Here is a 22141-nt window from a genome sequence, read left to right as displayed (position 1 = left end):
ACCAAGTCTACGACTCTTTTCTTGCGACCAACCCACGCGACCCCAACCCAACCAGCGCGATCAACCCTGCGCCGAACAACCACACCGCCGCAGGCAAAGGCACGAGTGATGTTAAGGCACCCTGCACTCTCGTGCCGACTCCGCCAAAAAGCAAACGGAACTCAGAGCGTGCGAACGAAGACAGGCTCGGTGGCGCTTGAAGCTTATCACTGGAGAATACCGTGCCGCTCGGGTCGGTCAACTCGAGCAAGAATTGGCTTGGCGAATATCCGTTAACTTGGTCTCCAAACAAGCCATTCACGGTCAGTTTGTAGACGTCGTTGCCGGCGCCAGGAGCACGGTTGGTTATAGTAATGGAGCTAGAGCCCGGTGCAAAGGCGGCAAAATAGGTACCAACACTGACAGAGAAGTCTTGTATCGGGTTGTTATACAGTCCAAGGTTTGAAGCTGGCCTGGTGTCCGTTGACAGCGTGTTGAAGCTAGCGCCTCCCGATACTGGAAGAGCCGTGGTAAAGCCGTCATGACCGAAACCTTGCGGGGTGAACACTCCGCCGTGTACGTCTCCAACGGACCCGCTGAAATTAAATGAGATTGACGCTGCCTGACTGCGATCAGGGGCCATGAGCAGCGCACACAACAGACCAGCTCCGAGGCCAACCATTGTCATCACAGGCTTTCGAATCGTCTTCGTCATCATCTCCTCCTCAACAGAAATAGAAAGCAGGCTACTAGACTACGTAGACCATCAAACCGCACAGATTGCGTATGAACACAACCCTCACCTGGACAGTACTGAAAAGTTCAAAACATCGCAAGTGTTTTTTTGAAAAAAAATGAAAGCTTTTCTACGTATGCGTCAAAGTTGTAGGGAATGGACTACGATATGAGGTTTAAATCGACGATTGCTGTGTAAATATGCGTCAGGATGAGACGAGTCACTGTTTTGACGCTGGTGTGACTCCATTCGGTCAGGGTCAAAAGGACCTATTGCCCCTCGACATGAGGTTGTGGCGACGGATGTGCGAGCTTCTTGAGGTTGATTTGGTCAGGGGGAAGGATTTCTACTCAGCTCCCTCCCACAGAAGGGGCTCCGGAAATTTGGACAATGTGGTAAGTGGTAGCCTGGCTTCACCCGAGCCACCAACAGATGGCGAAGCAGATGAGCGAGGCAATGAAGCGAACGAGACGGAATCACGGGCCCACGTGTAAGGCGCAAGTGGCTGTCGCTGCCATCAAAGGTGACAAGGCGCTGGCCGAGTTGGCCGAGCAATTCAGTGTCCGTCCCACGCAGATCACCGAATGGAAGCCGCAATTGCTGGAGCGGCTCGCTGACGTGTTTGGCGGCACCAAACCAGCGACCGACACGCCGGATTTCAAGGTCCTCCACGCGAAGATCGGGCAACTGGCGCTGGAGAATGATTTTTTAGAAGGGGCGCTCATCAAGACGGGATTGTTGAGCGCAACACGATGATCGACTGAACCCATACCCTGCACGTCGTGCGGCAATGTCAGCTCCTTGGGCTGTCACACTCGACGGCCTACTATCGGCCCACGCCGGTGTCGGCCGCGGATCTCGAGCTGATGCGACGCATGGGCCTGGAGGGCCTGCATCGCAAGCCGCGCACGAGCCACCAGCATCTGGCCCACACCATTTACCTCTCTCTTCTCAGGGATCTGACGATCAGGTGCTCTAACCACGCCTGGGCGGCCGATATCACCTACATTCCGATGGCGCGGGGCTCTTCGTCTATCTGTTCGCGGGGCTCGACTGGGCCAGTCGTCGGGTGTTGGCGTGGCGGCTGTCCAACATGGCATCCAGATCAGTATGGACGGAACAGGGTGTTGGCGAGACAACGTGTTTGTGGAACGGCTCTGGAGGAGCATCAACTATGAGGAGGAGAATTTCCACGCCTATGACGCCGTCAGCGTAGCCCAGCAGGGTTTAGAGCGCTACCTGACGTTCTATGACTAGACCAGGCTGCATCGGGCGCTTGACGGTCAGACGCCCGACCAGGTGTATGATGACCATCTGACGACACGGCTGACGGCCGCGTAGTCAACAATCCGCCAGGCACCACTTAAGGAACGCGCAAGACTGTCCAACCAACCGGAGCCACCTCTGACATCAGGGTTGTGGCGGTGCAACTGTTTTCATAAAGTCCGTTGTCACTTTCCACCAGGCTGCATTGTCGTCCCAGGTCATTCGCCCTTTAGGACTCCACCCCCCCCAAATCACAACTCCGTCGGCATAGCGTTTGGCCATTTGCAATTGGAGTCTCCAGAAATCAGCCGGCAGAAACGCTCCCTTGAGAGACGGATTGGAGTCGTGATATTGAGGCCATATAAATACGTATACAGGCTTCCCGTTTGAAGTGCGCCGAGCTTCGGCTATTTGGGCATATGCGTACCGTATCCATCCACCCCGGTCGGTATAGAAGGTGTAGAGCGAAGGAAAAATGATGTCTACCGCTCCTGCCAAAGGTCGGAGCTGATCATTCTCCTTTGCAAACGATGCCCACTCCTTGCTCCTGGGGGAATTGAGCGACTTCCAGTAATCACGCAACGGAGGCGCTCCATAATAACCCACCGCCAATCCGGGGGCCGCGTCCTTGAACCATTGAAGCACGGTCATATACTTGGATAAACTGGCGCGCACTTTGGTGGGATCACCTGATAACGGCCAATGTTCAATATCAATGACGACTGGAGCATTTCTTGCCTGGGCCTCTCGAGCGATTTTCTGAACTACGCTCATGTCAGGCAAGGTGTCGGAATTTTTGAACCAATGCAAGCCGAATGCGCCTGTATACGCGATCGAGACGGGACGGATGCCATGTACGGACAAGTCCGGTTTGCCGGCATATAACGTCCCGTCAAAGACCACGAAGGGCTTCTTGTTCGGCAATGTCTGTGCATGCACGACCGGTTCAGCTAGTTTGCCGGCCAGTAAGAGCACTGAAAATATCCCGAGTCCGGCCGCTATGACAGACGCGAAAATGATGGGCCTTCTCGTTGTCGATTTCATTATGTGCACTCCCTATGAAAGCCTACAAGTGTGTCACTTACAGCCAGCTGTTTCCGCGATCACTATCTGTCCAGTGCTCCATGTAGAGGGATGATCGAATGGTCGGCGGAAAAGCATTACTGCACTACCTACAGGTTCATCGGTTTCATGTCACGACAACTTGATCGGATTCGCGAAACTTCTTTCTTTTTTGTCTCTGTGCGCTGAGTCGCGTTGTCCATGTTGGATCACCTTGCGACATGACCTAGGGGTCTGTCCTCAAGGTGATCAACTAAGGTTGAGGGTGATAACTGAAATGCACAACACAAGAAGGAACTGTGGAGAGCCACAGTAACGGAGGTGCGGAAACTAATCGTGCAACAGCTGTTAGCGGTCGATTACCAGAAACGGTTCACATTTGTGCGGCTAACAGGATTCACTGCCCTACTCTCTATTTTTCGATATGCATCAGTTCCTTCCTTGAGTCATAGCCGCACCTGGTGCAAATAGAGCATCGTCTGCGAGCACTGGATCATTGACTCGCTGATCACTAGCGGCATATCGCGGTGCTCAGATCGTGTCACGAGGGTGCGAGGTTATTTGACGTCTCTCTCGGCTGGCCGAGGAGGCGCGCCGATCGTCTTCATAAAATCCTTCGTCACCTTCCACCAGGCGGCATCGTCATCCCATTTTATGGGACGATTATTGGTCCCCCACCCGCCCCAAAGAATAATCCCGTCTGCGTATTGTTTCGCTGTTTCCAATTCTAGCCTCCAGTAATCAGCCGGCAGATAGGTTCCTGCGAGCTTGCGGTTGGAGTCGTGGTATTGAGGCCATAAAAATACAAAGACCGGCTTGCCGTTTCCATAGCGTCGAGCCTCTGCGATTTGCGCATGGGCAAATCGCACCCATCCACCTTGATCGGTATAGAAGGTGTAGAGCGAAGGAAAGAGGATGTCTACCGCTCGTGCAAGGGGTTGAAGGCGATCATTGTCCCCTGAGTAGGATTGCCAGTCCTTGCTGGACGATGGGCTGATTGCTCTCCAGTAGTCGCGCAAGGGCGGCGCTCCATAGTAGCCCACGGCTAGTCCGGGAGCCGCCTCCTTGAACCGCTGGAGGACCGTCATGTACTTCGATAGGCTGCTCTGAACCTGGCTGGAGTCTCCCTTCAGGGGCCAATGTTCAATATCGATCACCACGGGACCGGGTTTTCCTTGCGCCTCGCGGGCAACTCGTTGCACGGCTTCCCCATCAGGCAGACGGTCAGACTGTTTGAGCCAATCCTGCCCGAATTTTCCAGCGTAAACTATCGTGATGGGCTGAATCCCAGAAACCGATAAGTCCGGCTTCTCTGTGTACAAAGTTCCGTCAAATACTACAAAGGGCTTGGGATCCGGCAAGGTCTGCGCCTGTGCGGTGGACGTATTGAAGGTGGTATCAAAAATTGATTGTGCCGCCATGCAACACAACCCGACTGCGACGAGGGTCAACCTTGCACTTTTGTTCATGATCATCGTTCTCCTCCACATGGCGCTCAGCGATCAATCACCACGTGTCTCTCTTCGTTATGGCTTCCGTCATTACGTTTTCCCATGCTTTCTCCGCAAAACTCCTCTCGAATCGTTGGTCGAAGAGCCTGCGTGCCCGATGGCCTAGCGAGCTGCAAGCATCCTCGTCGTGAGCCACCTCGCGGATGACCGAGGCTGCCTGTTGTGCCTGGTTAATCTCCACAGAAAAACCGCATTGCGCACTTCGTAGTATTCTTGGGATCTCTCCATCTCCAGCGCCGATATAGAGCATCGGTCTACCGGCTGCAGCAATGCCGTAAAACTTGCTTGGGACGATGAGCCCTTCCAACGCAGGCTGCAAGGAAATCAGATGGATGTCCGGGACGCTGAGACTGACAGCAAGCCGATCTCGCGGCTGATAGGGTTTGAAGAAGACATTTTTCAGATTCCTCTTTTCCACTTCCTGCTTCATCCACTCCAGTTGAGCCCCGGCTCCGATGAAAAGGAATGCGATATGGTGTTCCACGCGCAGCAATCCTGCCGCCGACAGGATCGTCTCGAACTCGTGAGCCCTTCCGAAGTTGCCGGAGTAGCCGACCACGAATTTGTTTTGCAGTCCCCACGCGATCCTCAGGTCATTCTTCTCCCGCTCGACTGGTCGAATCGCCAGGCCATCGGCCCAATTGTGAATGACGCGTATGGCGTTCGGTGGAAGACCCTCATCCCGCAGTTTATTCGCCATGCCTTCGCCGATCACGACATTACACCGGGCTGCTCGCAGAGATCGATTTCTCAGGTTGCGGAGTGGTTGTTCCAACCATCCGGCTCCCTGCACCGCTAGGGCGGACGCGACTTCGGGAAAGAGATCTTGAATCCAGTTGATCAAGACTGCGCCTCTGACTTTGCTCACAACGGCGGCGAGGACCGAAATGAGGGGCGGGTCGGTTTTGGCGATGATGACATCACCCGGGCGGACATGTTTCAGAAGGCACCAGAGTGCGCTCAGGTAAAACGTGCCATAGTCGATCGCTCGCCCCCAGAGTCGACCTCGCCCGAAACGGCTGGTCCAGACACGTAGGATCTCGACCCCTTGGATGGTTGACCTTGCAGGGAGTGCCACAGTCGGATCGTCATAGACTTGCCTCCCCGTGACGACGAACACAGCTCTTCCGGATTTGGCTAAGTGCAGGGCCAAGTCGGTCAATAGCTGGCTTGTGGCGGAATGGTCCGGATAGAAGAAGCGATTGACGAAGACTAGTTTCATGTATTCCGCGCGCATGAAGGGATGGCGTTACTTCTACGGCGCTATGACGTTCATGACGTCGAGTGTTTCCTGGACTGATCGCTGTGAGCGTCTAATGTTCTGGACTTGATCACCCGGGCAGAATTGCCAGCCACCACCATCCAAGGTGCCACGTTCTTAAAGACGCTTGACCTTGCCCCAACGACGGCGCCTTCACCGATTGTCACTCCCGGTCCGATGAATACGTCAGCTGCAACCCAGGCACTCTGCGCAATCGTAATCGGAGCGGTAATGAGCGGCATGGTGGGATCAGCATAATTGTGACTGGCAGAGCAAAGATAACTGTATTGACTGACAGTAGCGTGGGCGCCCAGACGGATCTTGTCGACGGAATAGCAGTCGACATAGTCTCCCAAGCAACTATGATCGCCCATCTCCAGATTCCACGGTGCCCAAATGACCGCCGATGGGTAAGGGCGGGCCTTGTGTCCTACCTGTGCGCCAAAGAGCCTCAGTAGCATTCGTCTCCATCCATGACACACCCTGGGACTGGGCCGAAAGAGAAAGAGCCACACGACTCGCCATAAAACCCTTCCCACTTTGTTGGAGAAGGGATGCGGACTCGGGCAGTGCGATAAGTCCACCTGAATACAAACATCAGAATTAGCTCGAGTAGACACAATCAGGCATCCGATCCTTTTTAAGAATCCACTGATAAACCGAGTACATCTTCTCCACCACAGAAGGCCACCCAAAGGATGCCCGCACTAGCTGCATCCCAGACTCTCCCATACGCTCTCGCTGGGCATCGCTTCTTGACATCAAAGTCTTGAGACCAGCCGCGATCCCCTCCACATCGGAACTGATCTCAATCGCTGCGCCTCTCTCAAAACCCGCGGGTATATTGCACTGGGGTGTCATGAGAACTGGAAGCCGATGGGCCCAGGCTTCTAATACCACCATAGGAAGTCCTTCACTGAAGGAAGGCAGAATGAACGCATTAGCCTCGGAAAACGCGCGCTCTTTTTCTGCGCCGAATTTCGAACCTACAAATTGAACAGAGTTTTCAACGTTCAGTTCCTTACATAAAGACCTGAGAGTCATTTCGTACGTGCCTTCACCCCAACCCGCGATTCGTAGTATCCATGGTTCCGCTCCGAGCTGCTTTTTACTATGCACCATCTGCCAGGCATGAATCAGATTATGAAGGCCCTTTTTCGGGTGAAGTCTTCCTAGGTACAGCAACACGTTCTGGCTGCATGTCTGCTCAATAGTAGAACTTGTTATTTCCGGGACATCAATTCCCAAAGGAATCAAACAGATGGGATTTCTCAATCCAAGTGCACGGATAGAGTCTGCCTCCGATCCCGTCAGAGCCTGGAGGCAAGAGGCATTCTGAAGGTGCTTATTCTGATACCACCAGCCTGCTAAACGCTTTTTCCAGCGAGAGTTGTTGATTGCCCATGAATCCAGCATGCCATGAATGGATGTAAGGTACGGCTTTGACTCCCGTTGAGCCCATATCGAACTCGCCAGGGCAGGATAAGTCCACAAACCATGCACATGAAGCAAATCTAGATCCGCCCTCTGCATAACACTGACCAATTCCGGAGCATACCCAAAGCTCCGAGGGCCAGTGATACGAGAGATTGTTAGCGGCAACGGTTCCCATTGGAGTCGATCTCTCTCAATCAACTCATCGTGGAGCCCAAATATTTTCGGTTTCACATCACAATACTGATAGAGGGCTTTATACTGGCCGAGCGTTGCACCAAAGATGCCTCCAGCCTTGTTCGATGCTGAATGGAGCAATACTCCAATCTTCATATGAGTTTGCGCCTACTTTCCGGCCGCTATCACTGAGGGTTCGGCATGAGGGGTGTTTGATCTGTGCTCTGCAACAAAGGTCACGTTCCAGCCGTCGAAAAAAGTAGCGAGATACCCGACCCGTTTAAGTTTGTTAATTACTTCCTGGATACGACGACGATAGTCTTTGTCCTTTGCATTGCGACCTTCGTCAAATTCCACACATATGATCCGAGGGAATATGTTGTCAGCCAGCATTGAGTCGAGGATGCCGTACTCGGCCCCCTCGACATCAAGCTTGAGCAGAGTAAGCGCATCATGTTTGAGTTCCTGCATTACCGTCTTAAGCGTCCGGCACTCTGCTTCGAAATAGTCCGTCGTACCCTGCAAATTGACCAGAGAATGGGAAACATGGGCCGAATCCCTGGGTACATAGAATCGCATCACCCCCCCTTCCCTCCAGATCCCATAGGGGAAAAAATGAAGGTTAGCAAGTGTGATTGAGTCGCACCGATAAGACTCCGAAGGACTGTATTCTACGGTATGTACCTTGCGGACTTGGATGCTCTGGCGAAGCCCCTCGACATGACGCTGAGCTCTTGGGGTTGGATCGAAGGTGTACACATGGCAACGAAATTTATTAATCAATTCAATATCAAAGCTGACATCCTCGCCAGCACCTATGCAGTAACATATTGACTGTGCATCTAGAAGGTTAGCTGGAACATACCAGCCTCCATATCGACTGCCGAGCTTTTGATGCAGGTGATGGGACTTATCGCGGTTGAACTGAAGCCGGTATTCGTCCCATTTCATCCGAAACTTCCGTAGAATATTCTCACCCATTTGCAATATCCGCATCTCTCGGCGTGAGGGGCCGAAGCGATTGTTCGTCATTCCTAGCCTCGCTATGCATCGACTCGTCCTTTGATTGACGCTGCGGCATGTGCTGCCTCCCAGAAGCGACGGACCATTTCTGATAATGTGAACTCTTCGCTCGCCGTAAAGAGCGCTCGTTTTGACATCGCCATGCGCAGATCCTCGTCGGTAAGAAGACGAACAATTTTGTTGCACAGATCGGAGCTACTGTTCTCTTCGCACAGAAGTCCATTCCGTCCATCAACCAAGGCCGCTACCTCAGGAGACTGATTTGCCATGTTTTGGTGCGTAATGACAGGAAGTGCATATCCCATTGCATGCATAATACTTAGGCCGATATACCCTGGATACACGAATACTTTTGCCGAAAGAAACCAAGGTGCCATGAGGTTTTGATCATAAAGAGCACCAAGCCAGCGAATAGATTGCGCGACGTTCAAACGTTCCGCTAATTCCTCCAAATTTCTTCGCTGGTCACCATCTCCAATGATCACCAAGAGGCAGTCCTTATTTTGCTTGCAAAGTAGGGCGAGTGCTTCAATCGCTAGGTCAACCCTCGCCTTGGCTGAGAGGCGGCCGCAAAAGAGAAGGACCTGTTTACCCGAAAGACCATGTTCCTGTTTGAATGCGGCCACGCGTGACGGAGGCCAGCTGGCCGTTGCTGCCTGCACCGATCCTTGATCAATCGCATTGTTAATAGCAAACAGCCGCTCTGGTGGGAACCCCATGCGAAGAAATTCCTGCTTTTCTCGTTCGGTATAAAGGAGAACGATATCCATCCAGCGCATGATTGTTGTGCGCAGGAAGTATCGGAGGCGATTCTGGCCTGGCATCGAGCCAATCCCCCACCAGACCGTTGCAATGTTCCTTCGTTTTGCCTGCCAGATAAGTGGATAATTACTGAGGAATCGTGCGTTGCCACACACAACTAAAACATCGCCACTACTTAAGCGATCTTCGAGAAGAATCCCTCCCTGCCAGAGCAGCCTATTGTTAAAAAACCCGGTACAGGGGTGATCCAGATGGAGGGCTGAGTCAATGCAGGCAGCAGTTTTTATACTTGGATCGTTCGGTAATTGCCTACTTGCAAAAACACGAACCTGATGCGCGCTATTTTGAACGAGTTTTTGAAAAAAAGGTACGCGATATTCTGGTATGAGTGGTTGGACGATTTGGACGTTCATTATTTTTTTCCAGTAAAGGGCCGAGTCTCGGCGAACGGCTTTCAAGCAACCCTTGAAACGTTGAATGGCTTATAGAGATCAAGAGAGTCGACATCGGCAATCTTTTTACGCGGTCTCCTCCGACACATCAGAGATTTCGAGTGCTTGTCCATTATGATCGCAAACATGAAAAATTCAAGGTTGCCCAGTAAGCTTCCTTGCTTAAATGAAAGGATGAGTGTGAACAGTGTCAGACTCACGAGTGTGCCAAAAATAAGGAGTTCTTCGGGTTCACTTCTGAGCATTCTCAAACTTCTATATGAACTGCGTAACAGCAAAACCAATATAAGCAGATAAATACCAGAACCGACGAGTCCTTCCTCGGCCAATATCTCTAGGGGAACAAAATGGGGATAAATGCCGAGTATCCTCGGATCGAATGCGGCAGAGTTTCCTAGCCCGAAAAAAATGGTTTCAACTGAGCGGAACCAGATGTGCAGCAGATGAAACGCTTGTCCTAGCCTGTCTGCCATGGCGCCTTCCATCGCGCTTGTACTCCACCGGCTCCCTCCGGCGTAATAGGAACTTCGTGTGCTCCAAAACTCTTGGAGACCCAGGCTTGTTACGCCTACAAGGAATCCCATCAGGCCGATCAACAGAATCACATGACCGACGCTCTTGACTCGATGGCTCAAAGGCCAACATGCTACGGAAACAAGAACGAGGCCCACCAACTGTCCACGCGCTCCGGATCTGATCACCAGAAGGAGGCAGAGCACTACCACCGCCCAACGCAGAACTTGCCACAATTTTGATGACCGCCACGGATCTCCAAGGATGGCCACCAAGGCCACCATTGCTGCCATTTGTGACACGGCCAGAGGGTTACCAGAGCCGCCCTCCAATACGATCGTGCGTGAATCCCAGGAGACAAAGAGTAACAGAAGTATTGTCAAAGCCGTTCCCATTAGGATCAGTGCCTTGAATGCCACTACAATATCCTCGGTGCGGGTAATGACCAATGGCGTGAGCAGGAGAAACGTCACGACATAGGGCCCTCGGCTGGCCCAGATACTTTGGGACAGGTCGGGACGCGGCGCCCAAATGGTTGATGCAAGGGCATAACTAAAGAGTGCAAGGACCAACCATCCTACCGGCGGATACCCCACCACTACATTTTCGCGTTTGATCAACTTGATGAGAATCGCCAGCAGGAGGGTGCTTCCGATCAAAAAGTTGGTAAACGTTTGATGCTGAGAAAAGAATGGGTGAGTAGCTTGGCCCCATTGCTCCAAGCCAAACATGCACAGCATCCCGGCGAGTGCGATCGATGGTCGTCTCCAGATGAAAAGGAGCATCCCTCCCGCGATGAGACAGTATGCGATAATTCCCAACATGCCGATGAGTACGCCTAGATTAATCGAGCCCCTGTGGCTCGCAGGAGCAAGGTCTTGATTTCTACGAAACTGTTTCCCATAAAGATTTTAGCAAGCACGACGTAAATGCCGACATAAGCAGTTAGGGCAATCGGTTCCTGCCACATCTCCGTAGCATTCTGCTTGCCCCAATGCAGCAACCAACCTCCTGTTGTGACTGCTGCAATCCCAATCCAGAGCGTCGAAAATAACGGAATCAGTATTGGTTTCAACGGTGTCATGAGGCTCTTGGCCACTATGCTGCAGTAGAAAAGACCGGAGAGCAGGTTATAGGCACTGACTACTGCGGTGATGACAATGAGTCCACCCGTCCAGGCTCCAATTGCTCCAGCACAAATGATCCCTACGCCGTCGCAGATAGACAGCACCGATACGAGCTTCCACTTCCCACGGGCTTCCAGCATGGCCCGGCACAGCGGAATCATCAGGCGCACCGGCATCGTCAGTGACAGGAGCTGGACGACCGGGATCGCCTCGTCCCATTTGCCTGCCCATAGACCGTGTATGGCTATCGGAGCCGCGAGCACGAGACCGAAACAGGCAAAGGTAGCCCCTATGGCAAGCAGACGAGTTCCTCTCAGAAATAAATCTGTTTGACGTGCGATCTCACTGCCCAATGCAGAAAAGATCGGCAGCATGACGCCATCCAAGCTGCTTGTCACTAGTGCCACCAGTGCGAGGCTCAGTTGAAAGCCAAAGAAATAGACGCCTAATACCTCTTTGCTCTGCAGGAGGCTAATCGATAGGTAATCTCCATTGATGGTAAGAGCACTCGCCAATGCCGTAAGCATCACCCATTGACTATCCCGAAGAATCCCACCGATGGAAGCCCAGGTTAAGGCCCGGTTCGGCGGCCAACTCTTGGCCCAATACCATCCCAGCATCGTCTCCACAATAGCCACAAGGCAGAGCGGTAAGACGAAGCTCAGTGGTCCGAGTCCCATCCACGCAAACAGGACCATGGATGCATGACGCGTGAGGGAAGACAGGATGATCAGGCGCGAAATCTTGGCGAACTGCAGATCAGCCGACAGCTTGGCCTGAAAGATCATCGCGGCCGTACTCAAGGGCAGCGACAACCCCAGAACACACAACATCATGCGCAGGTCCTGACTATTGTACAGGTCAGACAGGATGGGAGCGGCTGCGATAAGGATCGCGCAGCCGCCAATATTCACCAGCAGGGCGAATTTCAGGTATATCGCGGCCAGCTCTGAGTACTGTGCGCCTTTCTGAATCAACAGGCGTTGCGTGCCTCCATTTCTCACAGCCATGACAATGGTCGACCAGGAGATGGCGATGGCGTAGAGCGCAAAATCTTCTTTGGACAGAAGCCATCCGAGTATGAGCTGCGCAATGAGACTGGCGCCCTTGCCCACTGCAATGCTGAACATCGACCATAAAAGCCCGGCCGTGACCGTGCTCCTCAGGCCAGTCGTGGATCGTTGCCCGGCATTTACGGACGATGGCCCGTAGGGGTCTGCACTGCATTCTACTGTCCGGCCTGCTTCCATCCTGTAATGAATTCCTTAGCTCGATGGGGAGAACGATGCGGCGTAGGCATCGTAGGTTTCCGAGATGAACCGTTCGATTCCGAATAGTCGTTGCCCGCGTTCATAGGCCGCATGCCGCATCATACGGAGGCGGGCGCGATTCCCAATTAACGTCAGCAGCTTGGAGGTAAGGTCGCTGACGTCACCACTCTTGAAAAGCAATCCGGTGACCTCATCCTCGATCAGTTCTGCCGTCCCGCCGGCATCGGCCGCGATTAGCGGGAGGCCATCCAGCAGCGTTTCACAGGCCCACATGCTGCAGGGTTCGGGGCTGATCCGACATTGCAGACCGAGATCATACAATTGATGGTGCTCCCTGAGAGTATCAGAAAATCCCATGAAGCGAATGCAGTCCGCCGCATTCGCTTGACTCACCAGACGTTTCAAGTCGTCATAATACGGATTCCCATCGAGAGGTCCTCCGAACACGTCGAGGCTGACGTCGTATCCCGCAGCTCTTGCATTCAAGACGGCTTGAATCGCCAAGTGGTGTCCTTTATCTTCCGTCAGACGCCCGGCGATGATACAGCGAAAGTTGTCGTCTCCTCGTTCATTAGGACCTTCGAACAGTTTGGGCGCTGCGTTGTGAATGACGCGTATGGGGACACCTGCGCCTTTCCAGTTGGCTCCAATAAAGTCACTCACCGGAATCAAAAGGGCCGCTCCCCATTTTGCCAGAAGGTGGTTGAGTTTCCTGCCTAAGCCGAACATGCGCGCGTGGTTCATGTTCCCATGGATGTGCCAGACTGAGGCGTAACCTCTCCGCCGCATATGCCCTGCAATGATATGTTGCGGAAGCCAATGGGCATGCACAACACGTATGTCCAGTTGTTGAAACAACTTGTCCAAAACTTCCGCGGACCGGTTTGCCTTGAGTAGGACCGATGGCAATTGCATGAGCGTGCGAGCTGAACTGGTGGCCGTGAAACTCGACAACCCCTCTACCAAGTGGACTCGGTTGCCGTTTTGTTGCAGCCATTCCAGCATGGCTCCTGGTCCCATGCACACAAAATGAATATCCGGCGCATGACAGGCATATAGCTTTATGACGGAGGCCACCCCATACCCGTCATCTCCCTTGCACAACATCGCCACACGGCTGTAATCGGGTTTTGCTTTCCGAGACACATTGCCCTCGCCAAGTCTGGATCGGTTATTCTTCGTGATAGGCCAATTGGAGGGAGGCATTCATTGAAAATCCTCTCCCTAACCTGACCTTAACGGGTTTCCTAGCATGAATGAGCGCCGTCATCTTGTGACCATCCCAATGCCAGTCGAGATGGCCATCGCCGACGCTGAGCCCCTGGACATCCATCGGAGTAGGCAGTCAGCTTTGGGAGATTTCCCACCGATGACGAGCACTGGCTCCGCTGCGACGTCATTGAGCTAACCAAGCATGCCATTTTGAGCAGAGGCATTTCCGCAGCGGTCCAGTAATGAGCGTCACATAAGGAGGACTCATCCACCCACGTATGTATGTCCAGCTTCCAAATAAATTTTCCTGGCCATCGCCTTCCCACCACGTGTAAAACCCGGGCGAACTCTGATGGCTCGAAAACCGCCACATCAGGGGTTGCTTCATAGAGCACCGCCTTGGGCCCCCCAGTTCGGGTTCCGCAATCAGCCGACGGACATATGCGTGGAACGCCATCCAGGCAGTCGTCGGCCTTTCGCATGCAGATGATTTGGATATAGTTAAACCCTGGGAGCGCTCAACTGACGATCGGCGCCGCGGCTTTAGGTCGACGGTTGGCATTCTTGCCAGGCCATTGCTACCGCCTCATACTTCAAACTATCGTTGTGGATTCACCCTGGTCATGCCAGCAGGAGGCATTGAGTGCGGCAAACCTTCTTGCCTGATCCATGATTCCTGGAGCGTCTCGGGCGAGTGTCAATTCCCCTAGAATGTGACCTCACGAAATGACTCTCGGTTGGTATGGAACCAGGCAACTGTTCCCCGTATTCCCTCGCGCAATCTCGTCTCCGCCTCAAACCCGAACAACTGTTTCGCCTGCCTGGTATCCAAACATCGGCGCGGTTGGCCATTGGGTTTGCTGGTGTCCCACAGAAGCTCGCCCTTGAAGCCTACCTCGTCGGCGATCAGATGTGCCAAGTTCTGAATCGTGATTTCTTCGCCCGTCCCGATGTTCACCGGCTCGTCGCCATTGTAATGCTCGGCCGCTAACAGAATGGCACGCGCCGCATCATCCACATAGAGAAACTCTCGCGAGGGCGAGCCGTCGCCCCACAACACCACCTGCTCTGTTCCTCGTGCCTTCGCCTCGACACACTTGCGGATGAGGGCCGGAATGACATGCGAGGTGTGCATGTCGAAGTTGTCGCCGGGACCATAGAGGTTCACCGGAAAGAGTACGATGGCGTTAAACCCGTATTGCTGCCGGTAGGCTTGAGCCTGGACTAGCATCATTTTCTTGGCCAGGCCATAGGGCGCATTGGTCTCTTCCGGGTATCCGGCCCACAGATCTTCTTCGCGGAATGGGACGGGAGTATATTTGGGATAGGCACAGATGGTGGCAAGCGCGACGAACTTTTCCAGGCCTCGCTGCCGTCCCACTTCCATCAATTGCGTGCCCATCATCAGGTTGTCGTAGAAGAAGCGCCCCGCATTGGCTTGATTGGCACCAATGCCTCCGACCCGTGCCGCCAAGTGCACCACCACGTCGGGTGCCGCATCGTCGTAGAGTCGCTGCACGGCTTCCATCTGGACGAGATCGTAATCCTGACTTCTCGGTACCCAGATGTCCCGGCACCCCTGCTGCCGAAGTTGTGCGACGACCACTGAGCCCAGGAATCCGGCGCCTCCGGTTACGACGACGCGTTTGTTTGAGAAAAAAGATGTCATGATTGTTTGAGGCTAGAGGTCTGAGGCTGGGGGCAGCTGTCGAACCGTCGGAAGTTGGCGATCATTGCTTTCCTCCCAGATCTCACACCCTCTCTCCACGTTTCTTTCCCCTTACCGAATTCATCAATCCATTGAGCTTTCGATCGATCTGTTCCGTCTTACCACGAATTTGCACGTATTCCATTTCGTCAAAAAGTTTGTTTCTGTGGAATACTTCGGTCAACGTGACCGTCTCATAGAGCGATCCTTGGGCAATACTCAAATACTGAAGAAATTCTTTCTTATGCTGCCGCCCTTTTCCTTCCGCAATGTTTTGCGCAATTGAAGTGACAGCTCCCTTTAATTGAGACACGATCCTCAGGTGCCTATTCGGAGGAATACGTTCCAGCAATCCCAGTACAACATCCGCCAATTCGATGGACTCTTGCCACACCTCAAGTCTTTCGAAAGGGAAGATGTATCGTTCAGACTGTGCGAAGCGTTTTTCCCCTCCCTCCATCCGGCCTCTAGCGCGGCACTCCCTTCGTTCCCTCCAGCGTCTGTCGCTCCGCTCGCAGATCCGCGTCCACCATCATGGTCACCAACTCTTGAAACGACACTTTCGGTTCCCATCCTAATACTCGCTTGGCCTTCGCGGCATCGCCGATCAAGAGATCGACTTCCGTGGGACGGTAGTAGCGCGGGTCGATTTTGACGTATTGTTGCCAGTCCATATCGAGGTGGCCAAACGCGCGGTCGAGAAATTCTCTCACCGTATGCGTCTCACCCGTTGCAATCACATAGTCATCCGGCTGGTCGGCTTGCAGCATCATCCACATGGCCTGTACGTAGTCACCGGCGAACCCCCAGTCGCGCTTGGCGTCGAGATTGCCGAGGTACAACTCTTTCTGTACGCCCAATTTAATTCTAGCCGCAGCCCGCGTGATTTTTCTGGTCACGAACGTCTCGCCGCGTCGCGGGGATTCGTGGTTGAACAGAATGCCGCTGCAAGCAAACAGATCGTAGGCTTCACGGTAATTGACGGTAATCCAGTGGGCGTACACCTTGGCGGCGCCGTACGGGCTGCGCGGGTAAAACGGGGTGCTTTCCCGTTGCGGAATCTCCTGCACCTTGCCGAACATTTCGCTGGAGGAAGCCTGATAAAACTTGGGTTTGATCCCGGACTCTCTGATGGCTTCCAGGAGGCGAACGGCTCCGAGCGCTGTGACCTCGGCGGTATATTCCGGAACGTCGAAACTGACTCGTACGTGACTCTGTGCCCCTAAATTGTAAATTTCATCCGGTTGAATCGTGCGCAGAATCCGATTGAGCGAACTGGCGTCGTTGAGATCTCCGTAGACGAGCCGCAACCGCGCTTCCGGCACGTGCGGATCTTGATAGATGCCGTCGATGCGAGCTGTGTTTAAGGAACTAGAGCGACGAACAATACCATGGACCTCGTAGCCTTTGGCGAGCAGCACTTCTGCCAAATACGATCCGTCTTGTCCGCTGATGCCGGTGATGAGTGCCTTTTTCACTGTGCCGCGTCGCTCCCTTTTTGTGTCTCAACAGAATACCTGCGGATATCCAGAGTCACGCAGTATCGTCTCAACGAACCATGACCCCCTGTTCCTTATCACAATTCCGCTACGTAGTGTTAGTGCCATCCGCCCCCGACTGAATTTCTCTGCATCGGCTGTCTTATTCTGACGCACGACTCCCGCTCTTCCGGCATGCCTGTGTCACGCCACCGGTGCAGGGTTACGTGGTTTTCGGCATTGACCTCAGCGCTCGACGAATGTACTGTGCCTTCATCGACGTAGCACTTAATCAAGGCCGAATGGACGGAGCCTTGTTCACAATTTTTGTTCCCACTCATTCTGCATGGCTTGTCAGTGCGCGTAACGCTGTCATTCAATCCCAATGCTCTCCCCCAACGTCTCGCGTCGTCGGTGAAAGCCCTCGCCGCGCCGGGACGCTTGGAATGGTGGAGTCACGCGAGAGAGCGCGCGCTGTTTTCGCTCTTACACCTGCGGCAGGGACTCGGCCGGCAATCACTCCATCGAGCATTTACGGCGCAGGATGTGTCGCGCTATTCGTTCTGCGCCAGTTCCTCGCCGATGTTGCCTCCTCTGCCCTGGCATCTTCCGGCAGATGAGTCCCGGCTGGAGGCTCTGCTCAAAGGCTTCGTGACCATCTTTGGGTATACCTGGGCCTGGGCTCCAGACGGCTCCTGTTGGCATCGAGCGCCGGATACGGGCACCCTCTGGCCGCGCCGATTTTTTGCCGACATCCCGATTCAGTCCGGCAACCCCTGCGGAGATATCCGCATGGCGTGGGAGCCTTCACGCCTCCAGCACCTGGTGCTCCTGGCGATGTTGGCACAGCAGGCTGAACCGGCCGTGCGTTCAGCCGCCGTGGCGGCGGTGGAGGCACAGCTCGTTTCCTGGGTTGACGCGAACCCGTTTTTGATGGGGATTCACTATATCTGCCCGACGGAGTGCGCGCTTCGCCTCCTGGCAGTCTGTCATGCGATGGATGCACTCCGTCCGTCGGCGCTCACTTCTGCGCCAGTGTGGCCTGCGGTGTTGACCCTCATTGCCGGTCATGCGGAATTGATCCGAAAACGCCTGTCGCTTCGCTTGATTACCCCTCATGACACGCTGGCGGGGGCAGTGGCATTGATCTATGCCGGCAGTCTCTTCCCTGAAATGGACATGGCCGAGCGATGGCTCGCATTCGGGCATTACCTCTTGGAAGAGGAAACTCCCCGGCACATCAGTCATGACGGCGGCAGCCAGGAGCAGGGAGTGGGGTACCTGCAATTTTGTACGGATCTTTACGGGATGGTGTTGGCGCTCCTCGATCATCGGCAGTCGCCTGTGCCTGAGAAGATCCGCCAAGTGTTTGCGCGCAGCCGCGACTTTCTGGATGAGTTCCGCAATTCAATCGACGGGAGCCTTCCGCCGATTGGAGAAGGTGAGGATGAACACGCGCTCTCTCCGTACATGCATTTTGTTCATCCCACCAGGCCACACTCTCCCGGGCTGTCCACCTTTCATCTCTCGGGATATTCGATTATTCGTGGCCGCACGCGAGACAGGGCGATTTTCGATCATGGTGCGCTGGGGATGGCGCCACGGTATACGCACGGGCATGCCGATGCCCTGTCGCTGTTTTTGCAGGTGGGCGCGCAGGATGTGCTGATCGACCCGGGCACCTATACCTTCACCGGTCATGATGAGTGGCGGGCGTATTTTCGTAGTACACGCGCTCACAATACGGTCACCATCGATGGGTTGGACCAGGCGATACAAGACGGTTCATTGGCCTGGTCCCTGCCCTTTGACACCCACCTGGTCTACAAAGATGAGACGCCCGAAGGGAAAATCACCGTGATCGCCCGGCATTATGGATACAAGGATCGATTAGGTGTGACCCATTTGCGAGGGGTGTCGTATGAGCCGCCCGGTTCCTGGATGATTTGGGACTGGCTCACGGGGACCGGCGTGCACCAGGTGGAGCTCAATTGGCACTTGGGGTGCCGGCCTATTCCCGTGGATGGGGGATATCGCTTGGAAGGGTGTAATCCCCCGCTCCTGCTCACGGTTGAAGGAGGCGCGAGCACTCTCTGTGAGGGCAGCGTACAACCGGTGGGAGGATGGGCGTCGAAACGGTATGGGTCCAAGCATCCGATCACGACACTGCGGGTCGCCTATACCGGTTCTCTCCCGCATGAATTCATGACTCGTTTGCGCATCCTGTAGCGCACGTTCCCTGCTCTTCTACCCCCAACAATGCGAATGTGTGGAATGCAGCCCTCGAAGGCCTGAGTGCTGGGTGCGGTTGGTTCACGGATAGTGTCGAGCGAAGACGAGTTGAGACTTGGTACATAACGAGGAGATCGACGCACGCGTGTTCAAGTAGTCTACGGGGATGTCACCCTCGATCTGCGACGTTTTGAATCCTACGGGGTATGCGGTTGGAGCTATGCGCGCACCAACAGTGTTCGGAGATGTTCCACGATTCGCTCGGCCGTCTTTCCGTCCCATCGCGGTGGAATTGCACCTTTCTTCCACTGGCCGGCCATCAGGCGCGCCAGTGCCGGAGGTAGTTTCCGCGGATCGGTTCCAATCAGCTCATTGGTCCCGATCGTGACGGTCTCCGGTCGCTCGGTGTTGTCGCGCAAGGTCAGGCAAGGCCACTACAGCAACTGGAATCCTTCGAGTTTACCGGCGGCTCGATCAAAGGTGACGGTCGACTCACAGCCGCCCAAGCGGTTGGTTGATCCCAGAAGGCAATCCGAAAAATCCGCCTTCCCCTTTTGATACAGCCGATAGGCCGTCCATGCTGTCTGTGCATCCTCCACTCTGAGTTGGCTCGTACGCAGAAGACGATCCAGGACATTCACGATCGTGTCTTTCGAATATCCGTAGGCGCTCTCCAAGACCCAGACTAGCTCGCAGAGGACGATGCGGTTAATAAATCCTGGGTTATCCCGCGTGCATTGCTTCGTGATGACCTGTGTGGCTGCGTGTGCCTGACGGGGGTCGTCTTGTACTAAGTGCCTGACGAGCACATTCGTATCGATCCCGATCATCGCCGCCCCCCCCGCTTGCGAATCACTTGATTCATCTCTTCGACAGTGACCGGCTTGGCCGGCCGCTTGAGCATGCCGGCAAGCTCCGAGGCATCGACACTCGCCGGAAGCACAATCACCCGTCCGTCCTCGTCGATGACAAATTCTAGACGATCCCCTGGATGGAGATTGAGCCGTTCACGGACGTCTTTCGGTATGGTGGTCTGGCCTTTGCTGGTCAACGTCGAGGTGGACATCGTTCCTCCTTACATAAAGTAGCTATCATTACTTTACCGTAATGAGTGATGTGTCGCAAGGTCCTCGTCTATTCGTAGGGTTTGAATGCAGTCATGATGAGAGGAGCAGCGTTTCCAAGTGTTCCACGATTCGCTCGGCCGTCTTTCCGTCCCACCGGGGTGGAATTGCACCTTTCTTCCACTGGCCGGCCATCAGGCGCGCCAGTGCCGGAGGTAGTTTCCGCGGATCGGTTCCAATCAGTTCATTGGTTCCGATCGTGACGGTCTCCGGTCGCTCGGTGTTGTCGCGCAAGGTCAGGCAAGGGATTCCGAGTACCGTCGTTTCTTCGGTGATGCCGCCCGAATCCGTAATCACCCCGCGGGCGTGTTTGACGAGGTAGTTGAATTCAAGGTAGCCCAATGGATCGACATAGTGCATGGAGGGCAATGTCTTCCCTGCCTCCCGCAAATTCTTAGCGGTCCGCGGGTGTACCGGAAATACCACCGGTAAGCCGTGAGTCCCCTCCGCGATGGCTTGCAACAGTCCGAGCAGTTGCTGCTCCCCATCCACATTGGCCGGTCGATGGAGCGTCACGACAAAGTATGAGTTGGGTTCCAGCGCGAGCGAAGTCCAACATGACGGCGGGCGTAACCGTGGGAGTTGCTTCAGCAGCGTATCGATCATGGTGTTGCCGACGAAGAAGATTCGATCGTCCGTCACTCCGGCGCGACGCAGATTCTCGTTGGCAGTGTCGCTGGTGGTAAAGAACCAATTGGTGAGGGAATCGGTGACGACACGATTGATCTCTTCCGGCATGGTCCAGTCGTGCGAGCGAATGCCGCCTTCCACATGGGCCACTGGAATACCCATCTTGCGCGCGACGATGGAACAAGCCATCGTCGAGGTCACATCTCCGACGACCAGACAGAGCGCACTCTTCTCTTTGGACAGGACTCGTTCATAGTTCACCATGATGGCCGCTGTTTGCTCGGCCTGAGTTCCGGACCCCACTTCTAGATTGATGTCCGGATCAGGGATTCCGAGTTCCTCAAAGAAACTTCCCGACATGGCACGATCATAGTGCTGCCCCGTATGGATGAGCCGGTACTGTAGCCGGCTGCCCTTCGAGCGGGCCGCAGTCAAGGCGTCGATGATCGGCGCAATCTTCATGAAATTGGGTCTGGCGCCGGCGATGAGATCAATTCGTGTCATACGTCTGTTCCTGTTTCTGTTCCGACAAGCGGCTAATGTGCCATGGCAAGCCGGAACTAGTGGATGTGCTCATGGCCCGAACGAGGATGTGCTGGAAGCCGCCAACGCGCCGATACAAGGAATCGGCTGATCGTGGAGCGCGAGTCGTGAGTCTGACGAGTTCGCCACGAAGATGGCTGCCTCGTCATCTACATAGCGGAGCTGGATCCGTCCGTCAACAAAAACGGTGCTGTTCACAGAGGCGGGTCAGCAGGGAGGTCGTCTCGAGCGATCGAACCGCGGTTTGGTCGCAAGAGGCGTCGGCTGTCGTCGATCGCCGGACCAGACGCTCGCTCGTCTATTCTTTTTCTACCAAACGCCACCCCTGCTTCTGGACGCAACGCTCGGTGGCCTGGATGATCAGTAGCTGAATGCCCTGTTGGAGCTTGGGATCACGCATGGTGTCGGCTTGGCACTTGTTATAGTCCTGCGTGAATTGATCTTTCGGACGGCTCGGGTGTACCCATTCGCTGGTACTGCAGCCGGACAAGAAAGTGAGGAGCAGGAACGAGACCATCAGGGGCGTGCGAGGAGTCATGAGGTGCCTCATAGATGACCGTGTGGCAAAAAATGCGAATCGGCGAAGGGAAGATAAACCCTGGCTACAGGCGGCGTCAAGTCAGATGGCGTCGCCAAGCAC

The 22141-nt window shown here is 54.4% G+C and carries 19 protein-coding genes and 1 pseudogene; 2 read left to right on the top strand and 18 right to left on the bottom strand.

Annotated features, from left to right (window positions below):
- Positions 1 to 7: 7 nt before the first annotated feature.
- Positions 8 to 697 carry a VPLPA-CTERM sorting domain-containing protein gene (locus V9G17_19515; GenBank protein ID MEI2754787.1) on the bottom strand — a complete coding sequence of 230 codons (690 nt, stop codon included), beginning with the start codon at positions 695 to 697 and terminating at the stop codon, positions 8 to 10.
- A 462-nt stretch (positions 698 to 1159) separates the two neighbouring features.
- On the opposite strand from V9G17_19515, the pseudogene V9G17_19510 reads away from it, so the two are divergent.
- A pseudogene (locus tag V9G17_19510) lies at positions 1160 to 2056 on the top strand (integrase core domain-containing protein).
- Between the two features lie 69 nt (positions 2057 to 2125).
- Here the strand turns inward: V9G17_19510 and V9G17_19505 are convergent.
- From V9G17_19505 to gmd, 12 genes are all read right to left on the bottom strand, one after another.
- Positions 2126 to 3025: a hypothetical protein gene (locus V9G17_19505; GenBank protein ID MEI2754786.1), complete on the bottom strand. Its 900-nt coding sequence runs from the start codon at positions 3023 to 3025 to the stop codon at positions 2126 to 2128.
- A 575-nt stretch (positions 3026 to 3600) separates the two neighbouring features.
- Positions 3601 to 4512: a hypothetical protein gene (locus V9G17_19500; protein MEI2754785.1), complete on the bottom strand. Its 912-nt coding sequence runs from the start codon at positions 4510 to 4512 to the stop codon at positions 3601 to 3603.
- 37 nt (positions 4513 to 4549) lie between these two features.
- Positions 4550 to 5776 carry a glycosyltransferase family 4 protein gene (locus tag V9G17_19495; protein ID MEI2754784.1) on the bottom strand — a complete coding sequence of 409 codons (1227 nt, stop codon included), beginning with the start codon at positions 5774 to 5776 and terminating at the stop codon, positions 4550 to 4552.
- Between the two features lie 642 nt (positions 5777 to 6418).
- Positions 6419 to 7582: a glycosyltransferase gene (locus V9G17_19490; GenBank protein ID MEI2754783.1), complete on the bottom strand. Its 1164-nt coding sequence runs from the start codon at positions 7580 to 7582 to the stop codon at positions 6419 to 6421.
- Positions 7583 to 7594: 12 nt separating this feature from the next.
- Entirely contained in the window at positions 7595 to 8377 is a 783-nt protein-coding gene (locus tag V9G17_19485) for an FkbM family methyltransferase (GenBank protein ID MEI2754782.1), read from the bottom strand.
- Positions 8378 to 8469: 92 nt separating this feature from the next.
- Positions 8470 to 9624: a glycosyltransferase family 4 protein gene (locus V9G17_19480; protein ID MEI2754781.1), complete on the bottom strand. Its 1155-nt coding sequence runs from the start codon at positions 9622 to 9624 to the stop codon at positions 8470 to 8472.
- 41 nt (positions 9625 to 9665) lie between these two features.
- The gene (locus V9G17_19475) at positions 9666 to 10907 is read right to left on the bottom strand and encodes a hypothetical protein (GenBank protein ID MEI2754780.1); all 1242 of its coding nucleotides are present in this window, start codon (positions 10905 to 10907) and stop codon (positions 9666 to 9668) included.
- A gap of 107 nt (positions 10908 to 11014) precedes the next feature.
- Complete coding sequence (locus V9G17_19470; GenBank protein MEI2754779.1) at positions 11015 to 12553, bottom strand: oligosaccharide flippase family protein; 1539 nt, start codon at positions 12551 to 12553, stop codon at positions 11015 to 11017.
- 15 nt (positions 12554 to 12568) lie between these two features.
- Positions 12569 to 13720: a glycosyltransferase family 4 protein gene (locus V9G17_19465; protein ID MEI2754778.1), complete on the bottom strand. Its 1152-nt coding sequence runs from the start codon at positions 13718 to 13720 to the stop codon at positions 12569 to 12571.
- Between the two features lie 772 nt (positions 13721 to 14492).
- Positions 14493 to 15455: a GDP-L-fucose synthase gene (locus V9G17_19460; protein ID MEI2754777.1), complete on the bottom strand. Its 963-nt coding sequence runs from the start codon at positions 15453 to 15455 to the stop codon at positions 14493 to 14495.
- An 82-nt stretch (positions 15456 to 15537) separates the two neighbouring features.
- Positions 15538 to 15954 carry a four helix bundle protein gene (locus V9G17_19455; protein MEI2754776.1) on the bottom strand — a complete coding sequence of 139 codons (417 nt, stop codon included), beginning with the start codon at positions 15952 to 15954 and terminating at the stop codon, positions 15538 to 15540.
- A gap of 7 nt (positions 15955 to 15961) precedes the next feature.
- Positions 15962 to 16972: a GDP-mannose 4,6-dehydratase gene (gmd, locus tag V9G17_19450; protein ID MEI2754775.1), complete on the bottom strand. Its 1011-nt coding sequence runs from the start codon at positions 16970 to 16972 to the stop codon at positions 15962 to 15964.
- 357 nt (positions 16973 to 17329) lie between these two features.
- Here gmd and V9G17_19445 point away from each other — a divergent pair, with 357 nt between their 5' ends.
- Positions 17330 to 19201 (top strand): alginate lyase family protein, encoded by a 1872-nt coding sequence (locus V9G17_19445; GenBank protein MEI2754774.1) that lies wholly within the window; start codon positions 17330 to 17332, stop codon positions 19199 to 19201.
- Between the two features lie 221 nt (positions 19202 to 19422).
- On the opposite strand, the gene V9G17_19440 is transcribed toward V9G17_19445, so the two are convergent.
- The 5 genes from V9G17_19440 to V9G17_19420 form a co-directional block, all read right to left on the bottom strand.
- Positions 19423 to 19623: a UDP-N-acetylglucosamine 2-epimerase gene (locus V9G17_19440; GenBank protein ID MEI2754773.1), complete on the bottom strand. Its 201-nt coding sequence runs from the start codon at positions 19621 to 19623 to the stop codon at positions 19423 to 19425.
- Positions 19624 to 19638: 15 nt separating this feature from the next.
- Positions 19639 to 20034 (bottom strand): type II toxin-antitoxin system VapC family toxin, encoded by a 396-nt coding sequence (locus tag V9G17_19435; GenBank protein ID MEI2754772.1) that lies wholly within the window; start codon positions 20032 to 20034, stop codon positions 19639 to 19641.
- Positions 20031 to 20270, bottom strand: a complete 240-nt coding sequence (locus V9G17_19430; protein ID MEI2754771.1) for an AbrB/MazE/SpoVT family DNA-binding domain-containing protein — start codon at positions 20268 to 20270, stop codon at positions 20031 to 20033. The genes V9G17_19435 and V9G17_19430 overlap by 4 nt, the downstream gene beginning before the upstream one ends.
- A gap of 91 nt (positions 20271 to 20361) precedes the next feature.
- A complete protein-coding gene (gene wecB / locus V9G17_19425) occupies positions 20362 to 21462 on the bottom strand; it encodes a UDP-N-acetylglucosamine 2-epimerase (non-hydrolyzing) (protein ID MEI2754770.1) in 1101 nt (366 codons plus the stop codon).
- A gap of 337 nt (positions 21463 to 21799) precedes the next feature.
- On the bottom strand, positions 21800 to 22039 hold the full coding sequence (locus V9G17_19420) for a hypothetical protein (protein ID MEI2754769.1): 240 nt from the start codon (positions 22037 to 22039) through the stop codon (positions 21800 to 21802).
- Between the last annotated feature and the right edge of the window lie 102 nt (positions 22040 to 22141).

The organism is Nitrospira sp. (genome assembly GCA_037045225.1).
Taxonomy (GTDB): Bacteria; Nitrospirota; Nitrospiria; order Nitrospirales; family Nitrospiraceae; genus Nitrospira_A.
Note: the sequence above shows the minus strand (reverse complement) of the source record. Positions and strands in the feature narration are given on the sequence as shown.

What these genes read in the sequence shown, in the direction of transcription:
- V9G17_19490 (MEI2754783.1), bottom strand. Translation starts at nt 7,582, where the DNA reads ATGAAGATTGGAGTATTGCTCCATTCAGCATCGAACAAGGCTGGAGGC.
- V9G17_19480 (MEI2754781.1), bottom strand. Translation starts at nt 9,624, where the DNA reads ATGAACGTCCAAATCGTCCAACCACTCATACCAGAATATCGCGTACCT.
- V9G17_19420 (MEI2754769.1), bottom strand. Translation starts at nt 22,039, where the DNA reads ATGACTCCTCGCACGCCCCTGATGGTCTCGTTCCTGCTCCTCACTTTC.
- V9G17_19460 (MEI2754777.1), bottom strand. Translation starts at nt 15,455, where the DNA reads ATGACATCTTTTTTCTCAAACAAACGCGTCGTCGTAACCGGAGGCGCC.
- V9G17_19435 (MEI2754772.1), bottom strand. Translation starts at nt 20,034, where the DNA reads ATGATCGGGATCGATACGAATGTGCTCGTCAGGCACTTAGTACAAGAC.
- V9G17_19500 (MEI2754785.1), bottom strand. Translation starts at nt 4,512, where the DNA reads ATGAACAAAAGTGCAAGGTTGACCCTCGTCGCAGTCGGGTTGTGTTGC.
- V9G17_19505 (MEI2754786.1), bottom strand. Translation starts at nt 3,025, where the DNA reads ATGAAATCGACAACGAGAAGGCCCATCATTTTCGCGTCTGTCATAGCG.
- V9G17_19515 (MEI2754787.1), bottom strand. Translation starts at nt 697, where the DNA reads ATGATGACGAAGACGATTCGAAAGCCTGTGATGACAATGGTTGGCCTC.
- wecB (MEI2754770.1), bottom strand. Translation starts at nt 21,462, where the DNA reads ATGACACGAATTGATCTCATCGCCGGCGCCAGACCCAATTTCATGAAG.
- V9G17_19495 (MEI2754784.1), bottom strand. Translation starts at nt 5,776, where the DNA reads ATGAAACTAGTCTTCGTCAATCGCTTCTTCTATCCGGACCATTCCGCC.
- V9G17_19455 (MEI2754776.1), bottom strand. Translation starts at nt 15,954, where the DNA reads ATGGAGGGAGGGGAAAAACGCTTCGCACAGTCTGAACGATACATCTTC.
- V9G17_19430 (MEI2754771.1), bottom strand. Translation starts at nt 20,270, where the DNA reads ATGTCCACCTCGACGTTGACCAGCAAAGGCCAGACCACCATACCGAAA.
- V9G17_19485 (MEI2754782.1), bottom strand. Translation starts at nt 8,377, where the DNA reads ATGAAATGGGACGAATACCGGCTTCAGTTCAACCGCGATAAGTCCCAT.
- V9G17_19475 (MEI2754780.1), bottom strand. Translation starts at nt 10,907, where the DNA reads ATGTTTGGCTTGGAGCAATGGGGCCAAGCTACTCACCCATTCTTTTCT.
- V9G17_19470 (MEI2754779.1), bottom strand. Translation starts at nt 12,553, where the DNA reads ATGGAAGCAGGCCGGACAGTAGAATGCAGTGCAGACCCCTACGGGCCA.